Below are 24836 nucleotides of genomic sequence, written 5' to 3' on the forward strand. Positions count from 1 at the left end.
GAGTCATATGGCACGAGATAACTTCGAAAATAGCAATTCCACCATAGCGAGATCTGAGCACGATAGCTCTATTGAAAGCGCATAATGGTGGAAATTGACGCTAGTTAGTGACTATTTCTGACTGGATATAATAAGTCCTTATTTGCGCTCATTTATTTCGATAAATCTGGCTCAGAAAGCGGACGCGGTTCGATATGCAATCAATTCCTCCTGTAAATGGAATTTTCCTAAGGAAATACTAGTCTTAAGAGTAAATGAGTTCGATAAACATCAAGTAAAAACAAAATCGAACCATCATGAGCTAAAGATAGATATCTTGATAAAAATTAGTGGTTGAATCTGAGTTACAGCCCAACAAGCGCTTACAACAATTCTTACACGATGATGAGACCCATCATTATGTGTATCTAGGGGGACATATGGATGTCGAAGTTTTGCGTAACGCAGCAGTAGTTAAGCAGGTGAGTGGTGATGTAATCATCATGGATGCAGATGGGACTGCTCGTAAAGCCAAAGTGGGTGATACGATTCGTGAGAATGAGATTGTATTGACACCTAAAGGCGCGAAGTTGGTATTGGTCGACACTTCAGGAGACATACAGGTCGATGAAAACTGTGTCGGCTGTATTGATGAAGTGTTTGCATGGCGAGATGTTCCCGTAGAAGGCGACGTCGAAATAGACTTGAGTCAACTTGGCGATGATAGTTTTGGTGCCGACGATATTGCAGCTATTCAAGAAGCAATCTTAGCTGGGGAAGATCCGACGGAAATTTTAGAGGCAACGGCTGCGGGTGGTGCTGGTAGTTCAGCTAACGCAGGCTTTGTCACCATCGATTATAACTATACCGAAACGCAACCTTCGACGTTTTTCGAAACCTCTGCATTGGAAGAAGAGCAAGTTGACGAAAATGACGATGAATTTAGAAGCGACGTTACAGCCTCGACCGGAGGCCAAAGTGTTTCTCAGAGCCTGACCGAGGGTTCTTTGTCACAAGGAACTTATCCTCAAACCGTTTCCACCAATCAACTTATTCAAAGTGGTAGTCTTGACTTAGACCCTAACACTTTTGTGCCTGCTACTGACTCTCTCTCTTCTCTGCTTAGTGAACTTAATAGCGACATTACATCAGGTGGTGTGGCGGTTCAGTTTGTTTATGATGCAAACGAGAATGCGATTGTGGGCACTCAGAACGGTACAGAAGTTCTGCGCGTCGATATCGATACAGTAAGCTCGGGTTCGAATGTCAACTTGACGCTTACTTCTACATTATCTGCTCCTATCGATCATGTTTCTTCAGTAGGTGACGGGCAGGTTTCATACGTTGATAACCAGATTACGCTGACCTTCGATATCGAAGGCGCTGATATTGGTGGTAACGCCATCGAGACACCTATTTCAGCTGGTGTTGCAATTTTTGATGGCGCAGATCCAATTCCCGAGACTGTCACGATTACCAACCCGGAAACCAATACGACCTTGGTTGAGGGGAGTTTTGTTTCTATAGAAAGTGATAGTTTGGCCTCGGTAGCGTTTGATTCTGCGTCGCTTGATCAATTCGATGGTATTTTGAGTGATAACCAGAACACCATCGCGCGACTGTCGGACGATGGTACAGAGATCACTCTGTCTATCTTGGGCCGCGGAGAGGTTGTACTTACGGTTTCAGTTGATACTCATGGCGAGTACCATTTCCAACAGTTCAAACCCATTGAACAGATTAATTCAGACTCTCTTGAATTTTCACTTCCAGTAACAATCACTGACTTCGACCAAGACTCGGCAATGAGTACATTAAACATCACTATCTCTGATGGTGATCGACCAACGATCAATTCCGTCGACCCAATCTCTGTACAAGAGAGTGGTCTTGTTGGTGGTTCTGAAGAGGGTGTAGGTATTATCACTGGTGCGGGTTCAGTGGATTCAGATACTTTTACAAGTGACATCATTGATCACCACGAATTAGAGCCGTTGGAGTTCAATACTGATGGCAGTCTGTTGTCGAACGGCCAACCAGTTTCGTTAGAGTTAATGAGCGAAGTTAACGGGGTAAGAAACTACGAGGGCTTCATCACTCTTGATGGTGTTAGAAGCGTTGTTTTTGAAGTTGCAGTCGATAGTCCAGCTTTGGGCTCTTACGAGTTCACACTACTCGATTCTTTAACGCACCAAGGCTCTCAAGATGCCGAGTTGAGTTTTGAACTGCCTATCTACGCAGTTGATGCGGACGGTGATCGTTCCTCTTTAGCGGGTGGTAGTGGGGACGCTCAACCCGCATTGATTGTGGTGACGGTGGCCGATGATGTTATCGAGTTGATAGACAACAGCGTGTCACTTGATGAGCCAACGCAAGACGGTGAGTCGACGGTTTCTTATAACCTTTTCAACTTCACCGGTGGTGATGGAGCGACGGTACAGTCCTTTGTTTATGACGGCACAACATACAATCTAGATCCAGATCAGGACCAGGCGGTTCAACAAGCGTTTGTGTTTGATGAGGGGACACTCAATGTTGCATTAAACGGGGATGTGACTTTTGTCGTTGCGAGAGACATTGACCATTCAGCAAGCGAGACCATCACTCAAGATATTACCTTTAATGCCGTTGATGGTGATGGCGATACAGATTCAGCCTTACTACAAATCTCAATTACTGACGGGCAAATTCCTACCATTAATGACATTCCGAGTGTGTCTTTATTGGAGCCAGACTTGGCTTCGGGCTCTTCACCAATAGGCTCTGATGTTAGTTCAACGCAAACAATCGATTTAACCCCAGGTAGTGACGACGTCGCTCGTTTTAGATTGGAGAGTTCAGAGTTTAATACTAGTGGCGCGCTAACATCGAACGGCTTAGTGGTGAGTTTGAAAGAAGAGCCTACGGACTCAGGAAATTACGTTGGGTTTGTGACTGATAGTTCGAATACAGAAGTGCCGGTATTTACGCTCGAGTTTTCAGATTCGACATTGGGTGAATACACTTTCACGCTACTTGACTCTCTAGATCACGCCGATGGTTTGCAGAATAACAACTTATCATTTGACCTTCCCGTTTACGCGGTGGATTCAGATGGTGACGACTCCCTAGGTGCTTCGCTAACTGTGACAATAGGTGATGACCTACAAACCATGCAAAATGGTATTTTGACCATTCAAGAGCCTAGCTTAGGCGTGTTGGCTCAAGGTATTGTTACGACGGAAACGATCAATGTGCTCCCTATCCAAGGTGCAGATGGGGCGTCAATCACTCAGTTTACCTACGATGGTGCAATTCGAACCTTAGATCAGAATGATACTGGCGAGCAGGAGTTCCAATTCCTAGAAGGCTCTCTGTTTGTAACCCTAGATGGAGACGTTCGTTTTGAGCCTAATCGTAATCTCGATCAAACCGATGGTGATATCGTTAAAACGGTTGTGCTGACATCTAGTGATGGCGATGTAGATGTGGACACGGCAACTGTGGTCTTAACAATCACTGATGGCGACGACCCAACTATAGATAATGTACCAAGTGTCACGCTCGATGAGTCTGGATTGATCGATGGTTCAGCGCCAAGTGGTGTCTCGGTTGATTCAAAAAATACTATTTCATTTACTGAAGCGAGTGATGACGTTGCACGTATCGAAGTGGTGGTGGGACAGTTTAACCGCGACGACTCGCTAACCTCTAACGGGCTTATCGTTGAAATTCGCGAGGAGCCGGCAGGGTCAGGTAGTTACTTAGGCTATACGACCGATGTTTCAAACGTTGAAACGCCCGTTTTCACTCTTACTTTTGATCAAACCAATATTGGTGATTTCACCTTCGTATTGCTTGACGCGTTCGATCACAGGCCTCTGCAGGGCAATAACTTACTCTCTTTCGATATTCCTATTTTAGCTGTCGATACGGATGGAGATAAAACCGCTGTAAGTCAGTTGGTTGTGAACATCAATGATGATGTTCAGGTTATGCAAGATGTTGATTTAACAGTGACTGAGCCAAATTTAGCTGACGTTAGCGCTGCAGCTGTGACCACTGGTGTAGTTGATGTGCTTACCGCGCCAAGTGCCGATGGTTCGAGTGTCACTCAGTTCACTTATGACGGCACGTCTTACACGCTTGATCAAAACATAGCGACTGAGCAAGAGTTTACCTTCACGGAAGGCTCACTGTTCATCACGACTCAGGGGGATGTGCGCTTTGAGCCGAACCGAGATTTAGACCACTCGGCTGGCGATATTGTTAAGAGCATTGTGGTGACATCGAGTGATGGTGATAACGACGTTCTTACCTCTACGGTCACGCTGACAATTACCGATGGTGATATTCCGACTATTGATGTAATTCCTCCCGTTTTGCTCTCAGAATCAAGCCTTGCTGATGGCTCTGCGCCAAGTGGTGTGGCGGTGAGTCAAACCGAAACCATCTCTTTCACTAACCAAAGTGATGATGTTGAGCGCTTCAGAATCGCGACCGATGAGTTTAACCCTTCAGGCACGCTGACTTCGAATGGCCTAGCTGTTGAGCTTCGAGAGTTCCCAGAAGACTCTGGCCAATACACAGGCTTCACAACTAATGCACTAAACCAAGAAGTCGAAGTATTTACCATCAACTTTGATGACGTCGTGTTGGGCCGTTACACCTTCACACTGCTTGAAGCCCTCGACCACGAAGATGGTTTAGACAACAATAGCCTAAGCTTCGAGCTACCTGTTTATGCGGTTGATAGCGATGGTGATGATTCGGTAATGTTGCCACTCACTGTGACCATCGAAGATGATGTTCAAGGCATGAGCAATGGCGTCTTAACCATTGAAGAGCCGACAGTCGCGGATCTGGCAGCAGGGGTGGTGACCACAACCACGATTGATGTGATGCCAGAGCAGAGTGCAGATGATGCGACCATTACTCAGTTTGCCTACGACGGTGGCACTCCGTTGTTGCTAGACCAAGCTGACACCGGCGAACAAGAGTTTATATTCACCGAAGGCTCATTGTTTATCACCCTTGACGGTGATGTCCGTTTTGAACCCAACCGTAACCTCGACCATGAAGATGGTCCAATCGTGAAATCGATTGTGGTGACCTCTAGCGATGGCGATGTCGACGTGGAAACCGCGACGGTTGTTCTAACCATCACCGATGGCGATATTCCAACGATTGAATCTGTACCAAGCGTATCATTGTCGGAAACGCAGCTTGCTGATGGCTCAACGCCAAGTGGCAGTGCAGTGAGCCAAACTGAGACTATCTCATTTACCAATCAAAGTGATGATGTAGAGAAGTTCCGACTTGAACCGACCCAGTTCAATACTGGCGGTACCTTAACTTCAAATAACATCGCAGTTGAGCTAAAAGAAGATCCAGTAAACTCAGGAAACTACACTGGTTTTATCGATGATGGCGGTACGGAAGTTCCCGTGTTTACCTTGAGCTTCTCAGGGACAACCCTTGGGGAATATACCTTTACGCTGCTGGAAGCGTTAGACCATGCCGATGGATTAGATAACAACGAGTTAACCTTCGATTTGCCTGTCTACGCGGTCGATTCAGATGGCGATGATTCATTGATGTCGCCGTTGTCAGTCACTATTGGTGATGACGTGCAAATCATGGCTAATGGTACGCTCGATATCACCGAGCCAAATTTGGCTGACGGAACTGTTACTACCAACACCATTGATGTAATGACGGCGCAAAGTGCTGATGGCGCGGTGAATACCCAGTTCACTTACGATGGCGGAGCAGCGCAAACCCTAGACCCAACGAATGCAGGTGAGCAGAAGTTCACGTTCACTGAAGGGGACTTGTACGTCACCATTGAAGGTAACGTGCGTTTTGAGCCTAACAGAGATCTCGACCATGAATCTGGCGATATCGTCAAATCGCTAGTGTTCGCCTCAAGTGATGGCGATGTTGATGTAGAAACGGCGACGGTAACGCTAACGATTACAGATGGTGATATTCCAACCATTGAATCTGTTCCAAGCGTCACTCTGGCAGAAGCAGGACTGGCGGATGGCTCTTCTCCAATCGTGGGCGCGGTGAGTCAAACAGAAACTATCTCATTCACCAATCAAAGTGACGATGTCGAGAAGTTCCGATTAGAACCAAGTGAGTTCAATACAGATGACTCCTTGAAATCTAATGGGCTAGCGATTGATCTTAAAGAAGATCCGGCAGGCTCAGGTAACTACATTGGCTTTACTACTAGTGCTTCTAATGTAGAGACACAGATTTTCACTCTCAACTTTAGCGCTACCACTCTAGGTCAATACACCTTTACATTGTTAGAGAACATCGATCATGAAGATGGTCGTGGCAACAACGATCTGACGTTCAACTTGCCAGTCTATGCTGTTGATACCGATGGCGATGACTCTCTAATGTCACCACTGTCTGTCACCATCACCGATGATATTCAAGTGATGGCGGGCGGCTCTCTAAGCATCGAAGAGCCGACAGTCGCTGATTTAGCTGCAGGTACGCCGACAACATCAATCTTCGATGTATTGACCTCACCAAGTGCCGATGGCGCGAGCGTGACTCAGTTTACTTACGATGGCACGGCTTACACGCTTGACCAAACTGATGCGACTGAGCAAGAGTTTATCTTCACAGAAGGATCGCTATTCATCACTACTCAAGGTGAAGTGCGCTTCGAACCAAATCGAGACTTAGACCACTCGGCGGGTGACATTGTCAAAAACATCGTGGTCACCTCAATAGATAGCGACAGTGATTTACAGACTTCTACAGTCACGCTGACAATTACCGATGGTGATGTTCCGACTATTGATGTGATTCCTCCAGTTTCGCTCTCAGAATCAAGCCTTGCTGATGGCTCTGCGCCAAGCGGTGCGGCAGTAAGTCAGACTGAGACTATCTCTTTCACTAACCAAAGTGATGATGTTGATCGCTTTAGAATCGCGACTGATGAGTTTAACCCTTCAGGCACGCTGACTTCGAATGGCTTGGCTGTTGAGCTTCGAGAGTTCCCAGAAGACTCTGGTCAATACACAGGCTTCACAACTAATGCACTAAACCAAGAGGTCGAAGTATTCACTCTTAACTTTGATGACGTTGTGTTAGGACGTTATACCTTCACACTGCTTGAAGCGCTCGACCATGAAGATGGCTTAGACAACAACAGCCTAAGTTTTGACCTACCTGTTTATGCCATTGATAGCGATGGTGATGATTCGGCAATGTCACCACTGACGGTAACCATTGAAGATGACGAGCAAGGGATGAGTAATGGTGTCTTGACCATCGAAGAGCCGACAGTCGCCGATCTGGCTGCTGGGGTGGTGACCACAACCGCAATTGATGTGATGCCAAAGCAGAGCGCGGATGGCGCGACCATTACTCAGTTTACCTACGACGGTGGTACATCTTTCTTACTGGATCAAACAGATACAGGCGAGCAAGAGTTTATCTTTGCTGAAGGTTCTCTATTTATCACTCTCGAAGGTGATGTGCGTTTTGAACCGAATCGTAATCTCGACCATGAAGATGGCCCAATCGTGAAATCGATAGTGGTAACGTCTAGCGATGGCGATGTTGATGTCGAAACAGCAACGGTCACTCTAACCATTACTGATGGTGATATTCCAACCATTGAATCGGTGCCAAGCGTATCTCTGTCTGAAACGCTACTTGCCGATGGCTCTATGCCAAGTGGCAGTGCAGTGAGCCAAACTGAGACTATTTCATTCACTAACCAAAGTGATGATGTAGAGAAGTTCCGACTTGAACCGACGGAGTTCAATACTGGCGGCACATTAACTTCGAACAACATCGCGGTTGAGCTAAAAGAAGATCCAGTAAACTCCGGAAACTACACTGGTTTTATCAATGATGGCGGTACGGAAGTTCCGGTATTCACTTTGAGCTTCTCAGGAACAACCATCGGCGAATACACCTTCACCCTGTTGGAAGCGTTAGACCATGAAGATGGACTAGGTAACAACGAGCTGACCTTTGATTTGCCTGTCTATGCGGTCGACTCTGATGGTGACGACTCATTGATGTCACCATTGTCGGTCACCATCGGTGATGATGTTCAAATCATGGCGAACGGTACATTAGACATTACCGAACCGAATTTGGCCGACGGAACGGTAACCACTAACACCATTGATGTGATGACCGCACAAAGTGCTGATGGGGCGGTAATTACTCAGTTCACTTACGATGGCGGCGCAGCGCAAACCTTAGATCCAACCATTACCGGTGAGCAGAAGTTCACGTTCACTGAAGGAGACTTGTACGTCACCATTGAAGGTAATGTGCGTTTCGAGCCAAACCGAGACCTCGACCATGAATCTGGTGATATTGTTAAATCACTTGTGTTTACTTCAAGTGACGGCGATGTCGATGTTGAGACGGCAACGGTAACTCTGACTATTACCGATGGCGATATCCCGACTATTGAATCTGTTCCAAGCGTCACTCTAGCGGAGACAGGACTTACGGATGGCTCGTCACCAATCGTGGGTGCGGTGAGTCAAACGGAAACAATCTCATTTACCAACCAAAGTGACAATGTAGAGAAGTTCCGATTAGAGCCGACAGAGTTCAATATAGACAACTCACTCAAGTCAGATGGTTTGATCATTGAGATCCGTGAAGAGCCAACGGGGTCGGGTAACTATATTGGTTTCACAACAGATATCTCGAATGTTGAAACTACTGTCTTCACATTGGATTTCAGCTCAACAACGTTAGGCGAATACACTTTCTCGCTTCTTGAAGCAATCGACCATGCACCTATTCAAGGCAACAATGATCTGACATTCAGCTTGCCAGTTTATGCAGTTGATAGCGACGGTGATGACTCGTTGATGTCACCGTTGTCAGTCACCATTACCGATGATGTTCAAGTCATGGCGAACGGTGCGCTTAGTATCGAGGAGCCAACGGTTGCTGACTTGGCGGCGGGCACGCCAACGACATCCATATTCGACGTACTCACTAGCGCTAGTGCTGATGGCGCAAGTGTTACTCAGTTCACTTATGACGGTACGACTTACACGCTCGACCAAACGGACAGTTCTGAACAAGAGTTTTCCTTCACTGAAGGCTCGTTGTTCATCACCATTCAAGGTGAAGTGCGCTTTGAGCCAAACCGCGATTTAGACCACTCAGGTGGTGATATTGTCAAGAACATCGTAGTGACTTCTAGTGATGGTGATAGTGATGTACTGACCTCTACGGTCATGCTGACCATTACCGATGGTGATATTCCGACTATTGATGTAATTCCTCCTGTTTCGCTCTCAGAATCAAACCTTGATGATGGCTCTGCGCCAAGCGGTGTGGCAGTGAGCCAAACCGAGACAATCTCTTTCACTAATGAAAGCGATGACGTTGAACGCTTTAGAATCGCGACCGACGAATTTAATCCTTCAGGCACGCTGACTTCGAATGGCTTGGCTGTTGAGCTTCGAGAGTTCCCAGAAGACTCTGGTCAATACACAGGTTTCACAACAAATGCATTAAATCAAGAAGTCGAAGTATTCACCCTTAACTTTGATGACGTCGTGTTAGGACGTTATACCTTCACACTGCTTGAAGCGCTTGATCATGAAGATGGACTCGACAATAACAGTCTCAGCTTCGACCTACCGGTATATGCGGTTGATAGCGATGGTGATGATTCGGTAATGTCGCCACTCACTGTGGCTATCGAAGATGATGTTCAAGGCATGAGCAATGGCGTTTTGAATATCGAAGAGCCGACAGTCGCGGATCTGGCAGCAGGGGTGGTGACCACAACCACGATTGATGTGATGCCAAAGCAGAGCTCGGATGGCGCGACCATTACTCAGTTTACCTATGACAGCAGTGTTTACACGCTCGACCAAACTGACACGGGCGAGCAAGAGTTTATCTTCACCGAAGGGGCATTGTTTATCACGCTTGAAGGTGATGTGCGTTTTGAGCCAAACCGTAACCTCGACCATGAAGATGGTCCAATTGTGAAATCGATTGTGGTGACATCCAGCGATGGTGATGTGGACGTCGAAACCGCAACGGTTGTTCTGACGATCACCGATGGCGATATCCCAACTATCGAGTCGGTACCAAGCGTATCATTGTCTGAAACGCAGCTCGCCGGTGGCTCTGCGCCAAGTGGTAGTGCGGTGAGCCAAACCGAGACCATCTCGTTTACTAATCAAAGTGATGATGTAGAGAAGTTCCGACTTGAACCGACAGAGTTCAATGTTGGTGGCACATTAACTTCGAATAACATCGCAGTTGAGTTAAAAGAAGATCCGGTCGATTCCGGCAATTATGTTGGCTTTATCGATGACAGTGGCACGGAAGTTCCGGTATTTACCTTGAGTTTCTCCACAACCTCATTGGGCGAATACACCTTCACATTGCTGGAAGCGCTTGATCACGCCGACGGATTAGATAACAACCAGTTGACCTTCGATTTGCCTGTCTACGCGGTCGATTCAGATGGCGATGATTCGCTGATGTCACCATTGTCAGTCACCATTGGCGATGATGTTCAAATCATGGCGAACGGTACGCTCGATATCACCGAACCTAATTTGGCTGATGGTACGGTGACTACCAACACCATTGATGTAATGACGGCACAAAGTGCTGATGGGGCGGTAATTACTCAGTTCACTTACGATGGCGGCGCAGCGCAAACTCTAGATCCAACCATTACCGGTGAGCAGAAATTCTCGTTCACCGAAGGGGATTTGTACGTCACCGTTGAAGGTAATGTGCGTTTTGAGCCTAACAGAGATCTCGACCACGAAGATGGCGATATCGTGAAGTCGCTAGTGTTCACCTCAAGTGATGGCGACGTCGATGTTGAGACAGCAACGGTTACTCTGACCATAACCGATGGTGATATTCCGACCATTGAATCAGTACCGAGTGTCACGCTAGCAGAAGCCGGACTGGCGGATGGCTCTTCTCCAATCATGGGAGCCGTAAGCCAAACGGAAACAATCTCATTCACTAACCAAAGTGATGACGTAGAGAAGTTCCGCCTAGAGCCAAGTGAGTTTAATGCAGATAACTCACTCAAGTCAGATGGCTTGATTATTGAGCTTCGTGAGGAGCCAACGGGATCAGGTAACTATATAGGTTTCACCACTGATATCTCGAATGTCGAGACCACAGTGTTCACTGTTAACTTCAGTAGCTCTAACCTAGGTGATTATACGTTTACTCTATTAGAGGCCATTGATCATAGACCGATTCAAGGTAACAACAACCTGACGTTCAGCTTGCCAGTTTATGCTGTTGATACTGATGGCGATGATTCACTCATGTCACCGCTATCTGTCACCATCACTGATGATATCCAATCATTAGTTGATGGCTCCATGACCGCCAAAGAGCCATCAACAGGCGTTGAAACATCTAATACTATTAACCTAATGCCAGATAGTAGTGCGGATGGCGGAACACTGACTAGCTTTAGCTATGACGGAGAGGCGCTACAAACACTTAACCAAAATGTGTCGGGGGAACAGCCGTTTACTTATGACGAAGGCACACTGTTTGTCTCTATTGATGGCAGCATGCGCTTTGAGCCTGTATCCGATTTGGACCATTCAAGTGGCAACATTGTTAAAACGATTACAGTTAACTCTTTGGACGGAGATGGGGATATTGTTAGTACCTCCGTATCGTTGACGATTGAAGATGGCGATGCGCCAATTATCGATACTGTACCTGACATTGATCTAAACGAAGCGAACTTAAGTGATGGATCTGCTTCAACAGGCACGCCAGTAACCGAAACCAAAGTCATAACCTTCACTGAGGGTAGTGATGACGTCACGCACTTTAGAGTTGATACCGCCAATTTCAATACTTTGGGAGCTCTGAAGTCAAATGGCCTTGTCGTTGAAATCAAAGAACAACCAACGGATTCAGGCAACTATGTCGGCTTTGTTACTGACGCGTCAAATGTTGAGACCAATGTTTTCACGCTTGAGTTTTCAGACAGCAACATAGGTCAATACACATTCACACTCTTGGAAGCGTTAGACCATGCAAATGCAAGCCTTGCCAATACTTTAGATTTCGATATACCCGTGATAGCGGTTGACGCTGATAACACGGACTCCGCATCGTCTTCTCTGAACGTGACAGTTACCGATGACTTGCAACAGACTCAAGACCGTACGTTAAGCATTGTTGAACCAGTGACAACGTCAGGCGCTGGTGGGCCACCGTCAACGGGTATTGTTGATGTGATGCCAACAGGCAGTGCAGATGGCGCAACGGTCACTCAGTTTATGTACGGTACTGACGGACCGTTCGTCTTAGACCAAATGAACTTCATTGAACAAGAGTTTGCCGTTTCAGATGGGAAACTGTTCGTTAAGTTAGACGGTTCTGTGCGATTTGAGCCAGACCGAGATCTCGACCACTCTGGTGGTGATATCGTTCGCACCATTACTGTTACCACAAGTGACTTTGATAAAGATGTCGAAACAGCGACGGTGACGCTCACTATTACGGATGGTGTTGATCCTGTCATCAATATTGTGCCAGACGTTTACTTGTCAGAAGTGAACCTAACCGACGGCTCGATGCCAAGCTCGGGGCCGGTGAGTTCAACACATACCATCACTTATACCGAAGGAAGTGACAATTTCAGCCATTTCCGTATCGACACCAACGAATTTAACTTTGGTGGCTTGCTGAAATCGAACGGCTTAGTTGTGGCACTGAAGGAGGAGCCTGCAGATTCAGGAAATTACATCGGTTTCACTACTGACGGCTCAAACAATGAAACAGATGTCTTCACGATAAGCTTCGATAGTGTTAATAAAGGGCAATTCACGATTACCTTGTTGGAAGCGCTCGATCACCTGAATGGTCTAAATTACAACGACCTTAACTTCCGCCTACCAATTTACGCGGTTGATACCGATGACTCTGAGTCGACACGACGTGACATTGTCGTAACGATTGAAGATGACATTCAGCAAATGCAGGATGGAATCTTAACGATCACTGAGCCAACTTCAGGCACACCAACAACGGCGACGGTTGATGTGATGCCGCTGCCAAGTGCTGATGGTGCTACCATCACTGAGTTTACCTACGATGGTGGGCTAGCAATCTCGCTTAATCAGAATATTACTGGTGAACAAGAGTTTACCTTCACGGAAGGTTCATTGTTTGTCACGTTAGATGGTGATGTGAGATTCGAGCCTAATCGAAATCTCGATAACTCAGGTGGGAACATTGTCAAAGATATCGTGTTCACTTCCTCAGATTTTGACAATGATGTCTTCATGTCGAGTGTTCGATTGACCATCATTGATGGTGAAGACCCAGAACTGAATGTGGTTCCTGGCGTCAACTTATCTGAAAGTAACCTATCCGATGGCTCCTCTCCAGACTCGAACTTAGTTAGTGAAACCAATACCATCACAACATTTGCTAGCAGTGACGACATTGCGAAAATTATCGTCAATACGTCGCTATTTAATGTTGGTGGGACGATTAAATCAAATGGGTTGGTGGTAGATCTACGAGAAGACCCAGTAAATTCGGGCGACTATTTGGCGTTTACCACGGTATCACCGGGCGTCGAAGTCCCTATTTTCACTTTAACGTTTGATGATTTAATCCCAAGCAAATATACCTTCACGCTTCTGGAGCATTTGGATCATCCAGATGGCGATGGAAACAACGAGATTCGCTTTGACTTATCGGTTCGCGCTCAAGACACTGACGGTGACATTTCGGACCCTAAACCACTTGAAGTTATCATTGGTGATGATGTTCAGGTAATGCAGTCAGGGGATCTAACAGTCACCGAGCCTACTACAGGTACTGTGACTAGCGATGTGTTTGAAACCATAACGGGACCAAGTGCAGATGGTTCAACAGTCATTGGGTTTACTTATGATGGCGGAGCAGAGCAGTTACTGGATCAAAACGATACTGGTGAGCAAGCTTTTGTTTACCCTGAAGGGACACTGTATATCAAGTTGAATGGTGATATTCGCTTCGAGCCAAACAGAAATCTAGACCATGAAAATGGCGACATCATTAAGAACATCGTTGTGAACTCTCTAGACCGAGATCTCGACCCAGAAGACGCAACCGTCAGGTTAATAATTAGTGATGGTGCACCACCGACAATTGATCTCATTCCGCCAGTAAGCTTGAGTGAAGTGAACTTAGCCGATGGTTCTTCCCCAAGTTTACCAGTGAGTGACACCAAGCAGATCACGTTCACAGCAGGGAGTGATGACGTCAGCTACTTCCGTATTGAGACGACTGAATTCAATGATAACGGGGCGCTTAAATCCAATGGACTCTCCATTCAATTGAAAGAGGATCCTTCGGTTTCTGGTGGCTATATAGGTTTTACTACAGAAGATCCTGTTAATGGACCTGAAGTCGATATCTTTAAAATTAGTTTCTCTACCACCGTATTAGGAGAGTACACCTTTACACTGCTGCAAGAGATCGATCATGCTGGTGTGCAGGGCAATAATGATCAAATCTTTACCTTACCCGTTTACGCTGTTGATACTGACGAAACCGACTCTGCGATGACACCGCTGAGTGTCACGATTACCGATGACGTACCTGAAATAACAGATACAGGTGTTGGCAGTACCTTTGTCGTTGATGAAGAGGATATTGGTGACCCAACACAGGCAACTGGTTCTTTTGTTACAACGGAAGGTGCAGACCAGGTCGATGCTTACGAACTTCGCAATATAGCCGCTGTGGAAGCGATGCTTTCATCTGGTGATGAAGATATTGAGATCGAAGAGATAACTGGCGCGGCTAATACAACGACTTACCAAGGTGCTACAGAGTCGGGTACTCCAATCTTTACTCTAGTATTGACCAATGATGGCGATTATACGTTTACCTTATTAGGGCCACTAAATCATGCCACGACACCAACCAATCTAGATACGTTGACCATACCTTTTGACGTGGTAGCGGTCGATGGTGATGGTGACGATTCAAACCAATACCGATTGCCAATAGAAGTGCTGGATGATGGTCCAACAATGACGGCTCCGACTGGAGAAACCGTGGTTGATGAAGACGACTTGGCTGGAATTGGCTCGGATCAATCGGAAGACACGGTTATTAATGGCTTGTTTACGATTGATGAGGGTGCCGACGGAGTTGTTCTTTATGAATTGGTAAACCCTGACGCAGTGTTAACTGGGCTGACCTCGGAAGGCGAAAGCTTAGAGTGGTTAGCAGTTGTTGAAAGCGGCACAACATTTACCTATACCGCGCAAACCGATACAAGCAACGAAGCTGTGTTTGAGATTGTGTTTGATACCAGCGACAACAGTTATCAGTTTGAACTGTTTAAACCGCTCAAGCATTCGGATGCGGACGGTGAAAACAGCATTCCATTGAACTTCTCTGTAATAGCCGAAGATTTCGATGGGGATCAGTCTAACGCTATCGCGCTTAACCTATCCGTTACAGATGATGTTCCTCTTGTGACCACTCAATCTATCACTCGCCTTGAGGGGCAGAACTATAGTGGCTCAAAAGTAAATATGTTTGCGACTGCGACGGACACTGGTGCTGATGGGGCCGTGCTTACGCAAATAGAGGGTACGTCTGATGGCGATACTGGCATCGTTTTCCGTAGAAGGCCGAGTGACACAGAAAGTGATACCTATGATCTTAACTCAGGTCGTCAACAGGTCCGTGTTTATGAACAGGAATATGATGCTGGCGGTAATGTCATAGACGAAAGAGAGTTAGGTCGCTTGCGTATCAACTCTAACGGTGAAGTTGAGTTCAGAGCAAATAGTTATCTTGAACACGATGGCGATGAGATTAACTTTTCCATCAATGTGATCGCGACTGATGGGGATTTAGACACCTCTGAAACGCCATTAAACATCACTATTGTTGATCGCGACTCAACGGCTGTTTCATTGAAAGTGACCACTACTGAGGATATAGGTCGTGATCCTTCAATAGACTATGCCTCTGGTAGCGAGCCAACAGACCTAGAAAACACCTTTGATAATCAAGATGGTCTGTCTGATGCTCCCGCTCAAGTTGCCTTGCAAGTGAATTTGTACGATCAAGACAATACTGAGGCGATCGGGCAACTGAAGATCTTCGACAATACCAACCATAGAGGTACCTTCTACTACTTTGATGGCTCAGAGTATGTGAAGTTATCGGAAGATGGAGATGGCAATTTCATTCTGGATGGCGCAGATATTGTTCAGAGCTTCATGCCAGACCCTGATGATCCTACAGATCCAAAAGATATTATTGCTACCATCGACAACCTCTACTTTGTCCCTGACCGAAACTTTAGTACTGGTGAAAATGGCGTCAGAATCAATTATGAGTTGGAGATCGACAACAACGGCGTACTTGACCACACCGTAAGCTCTAACTTTAGAATCGAAATTGAAGCTGTGGCGGATGAGGCTGAGTGGGATGATGCAAATAGCACATTCACTTACCGCCCTGATACCGACAACATGAACCAAGATATACCGGTAACGGAGGATGGAAATACTATTACCCTCAATCTTGAGGCGGACTCTCAAGATACTTCGCGCCCTGAGACGATTACATATGAGTTAAAAATCGTTCCACCTACGACCGTAAGTGACTTTAGGTTACTAGACAGTGCTGGTGATGAGATCCAACCGGATGCGAATGGGCTTTATATTATTGAAGCCGCAGACATTAACAGCACTATCGTGGATCCTAGCGACAACTTCTCAGGCACCATTAGTTTTGAAGCCGTTGCCATAACAATGGAGAACCGTAATCCATTTGACGATAGCGATAATGCAAATGTCAACGACAAAACTACAGCTAGATCGGAAGTGCGGATACTTACGATAGACGTGTTACCTGATGCAGATTTAGGCACGTTAAGCGTGAATCGTAAAACCATCAATGAAGATAATATTCTCGACCCAGATACTGTTGGTGATCCTAGTAATAGAGTTGCGTTTACACTTGATGAAGTGATTACTTTGACGCCATCGGTGGATGCGGATGGTTCTGAAACTTTGTATGTGAGAATCAACAATATCACGGAAGGCGCCGAGCTTTACGAGTTAGGAACCAACAACGTTATCCCAACGGTGACAATTGATGGCGTCGATTATCAAGAGATTCTTTATTCTGAACTTGACCAAGTCGAAGTGATACCTAAAGAGCACAGTAATGAAGACTTTAGCTTTGATGTATTAGGTGTGGTGAAAGATACAGCTTCACTTTCAACGGGTTCAGTAACTGATGAAGTAACCTTTGGGCCTAAGACCGTCAACGTTGAGGTCATCGGTGTTGCTGACGTGCCATTTGGTGGAACTAACGGCACCGATTGGGAAGAGTTTACTGATGGCGGCGTGAGTGGGGTGCAAACCACAATCCAAGAGAGCCAAAATGGTGACAGCTTCGCAGTTCTTGATTTCACGGTATTGTCTGGTGAGCGAAGACCAGATAATCCTGCCGATGCCCCGCTTGCAGGTGATGGTTCAGAATCGATAACTGTTATTCTATCTGGTATCCCAGATGGTGTGGTCATCGAAGACGGCGATGGTACGGTTATAGATCTTAACTTTGTTGGTTATGAATTAGACGGTAGTGGTAACCCTGATCTTGATAAACCTATCTATGAAGCGAATATCACTGAAGCGGGCGTAACGTCAGGCATCATCATTCGTCCTGTCGACTCATCGACCGAGAATATTCATATTCAAGGGCGAATCGTCGTTACAGAGAATGACGGCCACACCTTAACATTTGACCAAGAAGTTCGAGTATTGGTTGAACCTAGAATCGACACTTCTGCGACTTATAGCAATACCACAACCGGTGACGAAGATACGGCTATCAATATCGATTGGCATCCGCAAGGTGTTGATTACATTGATGACGATGAACATTTCACTTCCATTACCATCAATGGTATTCCAACGGGTGTTGTTGCGGTAGTGAATGGTGATGTGACAGTCGATTCGAGCACACCCGGAACGTTAGTTATCACACCGAAAGACTCCTCTCAAACACCAGAGCAATTTACTCAGATTGCTTTGGCAAATGACTTTATCCAAATGACACCGCCACAAAACTCGAGCGTAGACTTTACGTTGACAACTGTCTTGGAGATGGAGGAGAGAGATTTCGAGTATACCGACGATGCTATTGTTGGTGAGGGCGGTCGAGTGGTTGCTAATCCTGCAATTCAGGGCACTATCACAGTACAAGTTGTGCCGGTGGTGGAACCTGAAGATCCAGACGGAGATAATGTTGACGAGAACTTTATCGTTTTTTCCAATGAAGACGGCAGTGGTGAATTAACATCAATTACTTCTGATAATTCTGGGGTAATCAAATTTACTACCAATAGTGATAATCAAGCCGTTGATGGTGGTGGTGTTGAAATCTTCGATGGCGAGTACGTTATCCGTTACAAAGAAGATGATGTCTCTCCTGTATTTCCTATCAACGAAGTCATTAACGAAGTTGTCATTCAGTTGACGACTACGACTAACGGCACATTGCCAGACGAAGTGTTGAGTCAACTGCTTGTTACTGGTGCTGTGTATGAGGGTGATGGTCGCTGGGTGGTAACAGATGAAGATGCGTTTACGATTAGCGCACCTGAAGGCTTAGATCTCACTGCACCATACGATGATGGTATAGATACCAACACCAGCAGCATCAAAATGACGGTGTTTACTCAAGTCGAGGACTTAGGGGACGAACTTAACGATCAAGATTCTGCAATAGAACGACGACAAGGTGAAGTGACGTTAACATTCCCTGAACAGATAGCTGGTGGAGGAGAAATTGCTGCTGATATCGCTGCGACTCCGAACCAAACAATCGATGCAGTTGAAGATACTCAACTCATGCTTGGTGACGCGCTTGAAAGTATTATTAGCTTCAGTGGTGGCGATGCATTTAATGACCAAATTACTATCGTTATTGATGACACCGTGGTTGTTAACCCAGGAGATCCTGACGAAACAACCATAAATATAAGCATTGGTGGTAGTGGTGAGATTGATTTCGTTAACGGCGAGTATGTATATCAGTCCACTTTGGTACAAGGTGTAACGCCAGACTTCTCTGATTTGGTATTAAATTTACCTGCAAATTATTCAGGTGACTTTGACTTGCCATTTACGGTGATCACCAAAGACTTGATATCAGGTGATGAGAATGTACTTGATACCAGTGCCATCATTAAAGTCTCTGCAGTAACCGATGTAGCGCCAAGTATCTCTGTCGATATCACGGGTTCTTTGGATGACTCGTTGAACCCTGTCGATATCGATGGTCAACCGGGCGCTGAAGCTGTGGGTTACGAAGATACCTATATCGTGCTCGATTTCTCTGGTTCGGTTGCGGACCAAGTCAATGGTGTTGAAGGCGGTGATGAACGTTTCACCGATATCACGTTAACGTTAACTGACACAACCAATGGCGAATTCTACAGTGATACTGGAACGCCATTGGGCACATCTATATCCTTCACCGAAAGTGAAATTGAAAACGGTGCCTTGTCAGGTGTGCTGTTTAGACCGAAAGAAAACTTCCCGACTTATGATGACGTCAATGGTGTTGATGTCAGCACTGTGAGCGTTACTGTCAGTGGGAATATTCTCGATACGGCAACGTTCAATGAAGGTGGTCCAAGTACCACAGAAGATGCGACAAGCGAGTCTTTCTCAACGGTGGTGAGTTTCGATGTTGTTCCTGTGGTGGATGATGTTCAAATTACAGGGCCAGGCAGTGACCCTGATATCATCGAAATCACAGGTACCGAAGATCAGGAGATATCACTTGCTGGCTCAAGTCCTGTATCGATTGCATTGACTGACCTAGACGGTTCGGAAGAATTTGTCTCTATCAAATTCACCGATATGCCTGATGGTTTCCAATTTAGAGTCGATAGCGGCTCTGACTTTACCGTTAAGAATAATGGCGGAGGCGTGTGGAGTGTTCAACTGCCATCGAGCGTGTCGAATTCATTTGATTTGAGTGAAGTATCGGTACTACCTCCGAAAGACTTCAGCGGTACTTTTGAATTTGGTGTTGAAGTCTTTACGCAAGAGTCTCTGCTTGGTGTACCAACCAACGCAGGTACGCTGCCGAAGTTCCAAGTACATGTATTGCCAGTAGGGGACGATATTGATACGGATCCAACGGACTCTGTTTCTGGTAATGAAGGTGAGAATATCGATATAGAGATTAACGCGACTATTCTAGACAACGCATTTTCGGCAACAGGAAGCGGGACTTATACAGAGAACGATCACGAAACAATTCGAGTTGTTGTCAGTAACGTTCCTTCAGATGCTTCAATTTTGTATCCAGATGGAACGACACTTGGCACTTATGATGCGGGCACTGACACTTGGACACTAGATGTAGATGCAACAGAACTCGATAAGATTGTATTTAACTCTGGTGAACATAACTCCGATACTGGTAACGCGCTTGGCATTGATACACCGTTGTCCATTTCTGTTCGCTCAGTGGATACAGATGCCGATAACACTAAGTATCTAGGTCCAGAAACAATTTTTGATGTGGATTTGGTGATTGATCCAATCAATGACCAACCAACCTTCGTCAATATTGAAAATTTAGAGACTCCAGAAGATACGTCTATCGCCCTGAGTGATGTGTCTGGCTTCAAAATTGAAGATCCAGATGCCGTCTATGATGACCCAAGTGCGATATATACATTAGATTTAGAGGTCGATAAAGGCACCTTGAGTTATACCTCTTCTACAGGGGTAACCGTAGAACCTGTGTCCGGCACTGGGACTAAATTGACGCTTACGGGTACTTTGGTGGATATCAATAATGCTCTGGAAAATGGTAGCGTTAGATTTGAATTGGGTGCAGACCTGAACTATCTAACGGATGGTGTTGCGACAGTCACTGCCACTGTTGATGATGGTGGTAACAATGGTTCACCGGGGCCGCTTACCAATCAGACTACATTTGAAATTAAGGTTACCGAGGTGAATGATGCTCCAGATGCAGAAGATGTTATAGATCTAGGTACGATTTCTGAAGGGGATCAGATAACTATCAAGGCGGAAGATATAATAGCTGTTTCAACTGATCCGGAAGGAGATGTACGAACAGTCACCGCACTGACTCTGACGTCAGGACAAGGTTTATTAGAGTATTTTGAAAACGATAATGGTGATGACAATATGTCAATCACTGGGCCTTATTGGGTATTTACTGCAAATGACGAATATGATGCAGTCAGTGGCGATATCAGTTTCTCATATACCATTCAGGATGACGGACAAACTAATGGCGTTGATGACTTCTTAACAGACAGCGGCACATTGAGCTTAACGGTAACGGGTGTTAATGATTCGCCTGTTATTAACGGTGACAATGTCACGCCAGTCATTGACGAAGATGTCGACCAGTTGATTAGCGGCATTACCGTTGCTGACCCAGACTATGTCGGTCTTCATGCGGGTGACTTCATGACGGTCACCTTAAGTGTCGATTTTGGTACTTTATCAGCGACGTTACCGGGCTCGACGACTGTAACAGTGAGTGGGCAGGGTACTAGCTCGATTATGCTGGAAGGGACACCTGCCGACATCAACGATATTCTCAACACGCCAACCAACCCAGTCGGGGTGTTTGTGAATACGCAATACATTCCATCTAATAGTATTAACCTACAGGTTGTGGCGGAAGACAGCGGCAACCCATCTGGCATTATCATCGAAACCCCACCAGAAGAGTTTACGATTCAGGTAACACCGGTCGCGAATGCACCGAGTTTGTCTATCGACCCTGCAATGAACTATGTTCGCAATATTACCGCAAGCCAAACGGCGAGCGCGAGTGGTATTCCTTTGGTTGGTATTGTGGCGGCGTTGGCTGACATCAATGAAGTTCTGACATTGAATATCAAAGATGTGCCGGCAGGTGCTTCCGTGGTTAGCAGTGCGGGTACAGTCACCCTTAATGCTGGTGTATGGACAGCATCCGCGGATGCGATTGATAGCCTAAAAATTGTCGACCTTCCTGAAGATGCAGCACCACACACTATCAAGCTGGAGGCAGTTTCTTCGGAGCTAGACGGCATGAATATGGTGATCTCTCCTGGGGCAACATCCTCAGAGATAGACCTCAACCTGACGATTGTAGCGGATGCTACTGACATCGATTTAAGTGCGACAGCGGATGATGTCCAGTTACTTGGCGATGGCGGTAATGCTGTTCTTGAAGCGGGGAGTGGTGATGATCTTATCGAAGGAGGCAGTGGTAATGGCACCTTAATTGGTGGTGATGGTTCTGACATCCTTACTGGTGGCGACGGTATGGACTCTTTCGTTTGGCTTAATATCCAACATGGTGTTGAAGACACTATTACCGACTTTGATTTATCGGAAGGGGATACTATAGACCTGAGAGAAGTGTTACCAGAGTTGCAAAACACTACGCTTGATATGTCAGTTCTGCTGCAACAGATAGATGCAAAAGTTGTAGACGGTAGTGATATAGAGCTAACGATAAATCCAGATGGTATGGGGACCACCCAACAAGTGATAGTAGTCGAGGATCTTGCTCCGCAATTAACTCTCGCTAGTACCATGCCTGATGACATCTTAGATGCGCTAGTACAGCAGAATGTGATTATTCATGGCTAAAGGCTAACCTTTATAAGAGAAACGCCGACTCTATTGAGTCGGCGTTTTAATTGTTGAGGTAGAAGAAAAGATTAGATAGCAGAAGAGACTATTTTAGAGAGTTCTTCTGTAATAGCTCATCTTCAACACCCTTGAGCTTCATCTCATCCATAATGAAGTTGACAGTGTTCAATAAGCGTTGCTCACCTTTTGGAATTAAGTAACCAAACTGGCTGTTGGTAAATGGTGTCTCACAACGCGCCGCTTCTAAGCGTTCATCGGTAACTTGATAGAACAAGCCTTCTGGTGTTTCTGTCACCATGACATCGACTTTGCCTGTCGCGACCGCTTTCGGTACATCGAGATTGTTCTCATAACGAGTAAAGCTTGCCTGTTGCAGATGTTTATCTGCGAACGCTTCGTTGGTTCCACCAATGTTGACGCCAACTTTGACTGAAGGTTGATTAACTTTGTCTATAGTATTGAATTTATCGGCAGTACCTTTGGCGACCAGAAAGCACTTACCAAACGTCATGTAACCTTGGGTTTGTTCTGCAGCAAGTTGACGTTGTATCTTACGAGTGATGCCACCCATTGCGATGTCGTACTTATCTTCTTCTAAATCTGTAAGCAGATCTTTCCAAGTTGTACGAACCAGCTTGAGCTCAACACCCAGTTGTTCCGCTATATGCTGGGCGACGTCGATGTCGTAGCCCGAATAGCGTTTTCCATCGAAGTAAGAGAAAGGTTTGTAGTCACCTGTCGTGCCTACTCTTAGCGTGCCTGACTCTTGGATATCTTCCAACTGGTCAGCCGCTGCTGTTCCACTCGTAGCAAGAGCGATTGAAGCGAGTAATAAAGAGATCTTTTTCATTGTTATTGTCTGTTGTGTTTGGTGTGAGGATTAAAACTAACAGAAAGGGAAGAAGAAAGAGATCAAACCAACGCGTAATTAGACTTTATTGCCAAAAGTAGCAATTAGTCTGACTATTAACTGACATATTGTCTGATTTATACCCCATGATAAGCCTAATACGTCTAGCTGATCACAGATTCTAACTCAAGGTCATTGCACAATAGGTTTTGCACCAATATAATATAATCATACAATAACACATTACTTGAGTTTAGGAGTTAATTATGACAAAACCTGTCATTGGTTTCATTGGCCTTGGTCTTATGGGCGGCAACATGGTTGAGAACCTACAAAAACGTGGTTATGAGCTAAACGTTATGGATCTTAACAAAGAAGCGGTTGCAGCTTGTGTAGCTCGTGGTGCAAAAGAAGCAACTTCTGGCAAAGAACTTGCGGAAAACAGCGACATCGTAATGCTATGTCTTACAACGTCTGCTGTTGTAGAAAAAGTGGTATACGGTGATGAAGGTATCCTAGCGGGTATCAAAGAAGGTGCAACACTGATTGACTTCGGTACCTCTATCCCAGCTTCAACGCGTAAGATTGGCGAAGACCTTGCAGCGAAAGGCGCTGGTATGATTGACGCACCTCTAGGTCGTACACCAGCTCACGCGAAAGACGGCCTACTAAACATCATGGCTGCAGGCGACATCGAAACATTCAACAAAGTTAAACCTGTTCTTGATGAGCAAGGCGAAAACGTATTCCACCTAGGTGCTCTAGGTTCAGGTCACGTAACTAAGCTTGTAAATAACTTCATGGGTATGACGACTGTAGCAACAATGTCTCAAGCATTCGCTGTTGCAAAACTGGCTGGCGTTGATGGTCAACAACTGTTCGACATCATGTCTGCAGGTCCATCTAACTCTCCATTCATGCAGTTCTGTAAGTTCTACGCAGTAGATGGCGAAGAGAAGCTAGGTTTCTCTGTAGCAAACGCGAACAAAGATCTTGGTTATTTCCTAGAGATGGTTTCAGACCTAGGTACAGAGTCTCTAATCGCTGAAGGTACGTCTAAGAGCCTACAAGCTGCTGTTGATGCAGGTCTAGGTCAAAACGACGTTCCAGTACTATTTGACTACTTCACTAAGCTAGAGAAGTAATACAAATAAGCCCTGCTCATGAGAGTTTTTCCTCCTTTTTTCTCATGAGCAGGGTTGCTTATTTGTCTGATTTATTTGTCAGTAAACACTCTCTTAAAACATGCATTTGCGTGCTTTATTTATCTTCATATTCCTGCCTTCAATTGCTTCATCTCTTAGCACCAATTCGAGTGC

The 24836-nt window shown here is 45.7% G+C and carries 3 protein-coding genes; 2 read left to right on the forward strand and 1 reads right to left on the reverse strand.

Annotated features, from left to right (window positions below; all coding sequences use genetic code 11):
• Positions 1-419 precede the first annotated feature (419 nt).
• Entirely contained in the window at positions 420-22664 is a 22245-nt protein-coding gene (locus FIV04_RS06375; RefSeq protein ID WP_152468594.1) for a retention module-containing protein, read from the forward strand.
• 88 nt (positions 22665-22752) lie between these two features.
• On the opposite strand, the gene FIV04_RS06380 is transcribed toward FIV04_RS06375, so the two are convergent.
• Entirely contained in the window at positions 22753-23517 is a 765-nt protein-coding gene (locus FIV04_RS06380) for a transporter substrate-binding domain-containing protein (RefSeq protein ID WP_152468595.1), read from the reverse strand.
• A 266-nt stretch (positions 23518-23783) separates the two neighbouring features.
• Here FIV04_RS06380 and FIV04_RS06385 point away from each other — a divergent pair, with 266 nt between their 5' ends.
• Positions 23784-24662 carry an NAD(P)-dependent oxidoreductase gene (locus tag FIV04_RS06385; protein ID WP_032549194.1) on the forward strand — a complete coding sequence of 293 codons (879 nt, stop codon included), beginning with the start codon at positions 23784-23786 and terminating at the stop codon, positions 24660-24662.
• Positions 24663-24836 lie beyond the last annotated feature (174 nt).

The organism is Vibrio sp. THAF190c, from assembly GCF_009363355.1.
GTDB lineage: Bacteria > Pseudomonadota > Gammaproteobacteria > Enterobacterales > Vibrionaceae > Vibrio > Vibrio fortis_A.